The sequence below is a fragment of the Streptomyces specialis genome (assembly GCF_001493375.1).
GTDB classification, from domain to species: Bacteria; Actinomycetota; Actinomycetes; order Streptomycetales; family Streptomycetaceae; genus Streptomyces; species Streptomyces specialis.
Genome location: NZ_LN929846.1, coordinates 1 through 2,400 on the forward strand (window position 1 = coordinate 1; position 2,400 = coordinate 2,400).

At 72.0% G+C, this 2,400-nt stretch carries 2 protein-coding genes; both read left to right on the top strand.

The window, feature by feature from the left end; translation table 11 throughout:
- Positions 1-226 precede the first annotated feature (226 nt).
- Complete coding sequence (locus BN2279_RS09455; RefSeq protein WP_059008288.1) at positions 227-832, top strand: dihydrofolate reductase family protein; 606 nt, start codon at positions 227-229, stop codon at positions 830-832.
- Between the two features lie 466 nt (positions 833-1,298).
- The coding region (gene mobF / locus BN2279_RS29280) for a MobF family relaxase (RefSeq protein ID WP_199827693.1) at positions 1,299-2,400 on the top strand (1,102 nt) is incomplete at its 3' end.

Genomic DNA, 2,400 nt, shown 5'->3' on the forward strand with positions numbered 1-2,400 from the left:
GGGCGCGTGGCTGCTGAATCGTGTTACTGAGCGTTTCAGTTGGTCCCTGAGCGTTGTACCCGGTCCGGCTGAGCGTGGCCGGTTGGCCCGGGGGTGGTTCGCGGGTGGTCCTGCGCGGATCTGACCGCTGCGGCAGCATGGGTTTTCTCGTTGCCCGGCGGTGCGGCCGATGAGTTTGCGGGTCCTGGCCGGTCCACGCTGATGACACCCAGGGAAAGGACCCGCCATGTCGGAGCTTCTCGTCGACTTCATCACCTCTCTCGACGGTCACGCGTCGGGAGAGGGCTGGCCGGGGTTCTGGGGCCTTGAGGGCCCGGAGTACCTCGCGTGGCTGGGCGAGCAGCCTCAGGCCACCTATCTGATGGGGGCGAACACCTACCGCCTGATGTCGGGTTTCGCCGCGGGCGGGGTTCCGAGCGGGCAGGACGAGTTGAGGCCTGAGGAAGAGGCGTCCGTGGACGGACTCACGCAGGCGTCCAAGGTGGTGTTCTCCTCCTCGCTCGAGGGTCCGTTGACGTGGGCCAACTCCATGCTCGTCCGCGGCGACGCCGTCGGGGCGGTCCGCGCCATGAAGTCGGGCGGCCCGGGGTTTTTGAGCACGATCGGGAGCCTCAGCCTGTGCCGGTCCCTGCTGCGGGCCGGACTTGTCGACCGCTTCCGGGTCGTGATGTTCCCGGTGATCACCGGGGCCACGGGCGCGGAACGTATCTACGACGGCTATCCGGACGTTGCCCTTGAGATGATCGGGCACCGTACCTTCGACGGCCGTATCCAGTTGGTCGAGTACAGGCCCCGTGTGCTGGAGCACCCGCCGCTGGGCGTCCCCGCGTGACGGTGGCCCGGTCCGCCGGCCCGGACAGCGGCCAGGCCGGCGCCGGCGGGCGCGGGAGCACCACCTGACCGGGGGTTGTCCCACGTCAGGATGCCCGGTCCGCTTTCCGGGTTCGGATGCGCCGCTGGACGCTTCCCCGGGCGGGACCTCGCGGGCTGAGCGCTCCGCGTGGCCGGTGGGGCCGGCCGGAGCGGGCTCAGTCGCGGATCACACCCCCGCTTTCCGGCTGATCGCCGTACCTGTCACGGGAGTTACGGGCCAGGCGCTCGAGCCCGTGGACGGTGAGGATGACCTCCCGGCCGGGGCGGCTCCTTGATGCCGTACGCCCGGTTCGGCGCCGCCTGAGGCTTCGGCCGCATCTTCACCCGCGTGCTGATCGTCCCGGAGAAGACCGCTTGCGGACCGGTTCGAGGCCGGCCGGCTCGCCGCGGGCGACTCCCCGAAGGGAGCGTTCACGGTCGGCGCCCTGGGTCGGCGGGTGACGGTCACCGGGGTGGACTTCGTGTTCTGGCCGCAGCCGACGATCTGTCTGCTGTGGGCGCTGGGGGATGAGGAGACCGGGCGGGTGACCGGGGCCGCGCACGAACGGGCGATCGAACGGGTACTGGAGTGGATCGAGGACGAGGTCGCAGTGATCCGCTACGGCAGGGACGGCGTCTACCGGGTCCGCCCGCCCGGCGGTCTGGTCGCCGCCCGCTTCCGCCACTACGAAGCGCGGTCGGGGATGCCGTTGCTTCATGACCATCTGCTGCTGTCGGTGAAGGGGCAGCGCCTGGACGGGACGTGGGGCTCGATCCACACCACGGCGCTGCACGAGAACACGGTGGCGGCCTCCGCGCTCTACAACGAGATCGTGGCCGCCGGGGTCTGCCAGGAGCTGGGGCTGGCGACCGAGCCGCGCACCGTCACCCCGGGGCGCCGGCCGGTGATGGAGATCGCCGGGGTGCCGCACGGGCTGATCCGGTGGACCTCCCGGCGCAGCGACCAGATCACCGCCTGCCGGACCGAGCTGGAGCACGAGTACGTCACCGCCACCGACGACGACGGCGAGCCGCGGTTCCTGCCCGTGGTCTCCGAGCGGGCCCGGACCAGGCTGAACCGGATCGCCGCCCGCACGACCCGCCCGCCCAAACAGACCGCCCGGCCGCTCGCGCAGCTGCGCGCGTGGTGGAAGGCGAGCGCGATCCTCACCTCCGCAGTCGCCGCCGGCGTCATCACCTCCCTCCTGGAGCACGCCCGCGCCGCGGCCACCGCGATCCGGGCCCGGGTCACCGCCGTGGTCGACACAGCGCTGGCGGCCACCGCCATCACCGCGACGGTGTTCGTGATGAACGACGGCGGGCGCTTCCACCGCCGGCACCTGCTCGCCGAAGCCCGCCGCCACCTCGCCCTCGTCCTGCGCGGCCGCCGCCGCGACCCCGGCCTGGACAACCAGATCGTGGCCGCCGCCATCTCCACCCACTGCCTGGACACCAGCCAGCCGAAGACCGTACGGGGCCGGGAGGCCGGCTACCGCCTCTACACCGCCCGGTGGAACCTGTCCCGCCCTCCCTCCCCCCTACTCCCAT

Excerpts from the sequence above, each read along its gene's own strand:
- BN2279_RS09455 (WP_059008288.1), top strand. The coding sequence starts at position 227 with ATGTCGGAGCTTCTCGTCGACTTCATCACCTCTCTCGACGGTCACGCG.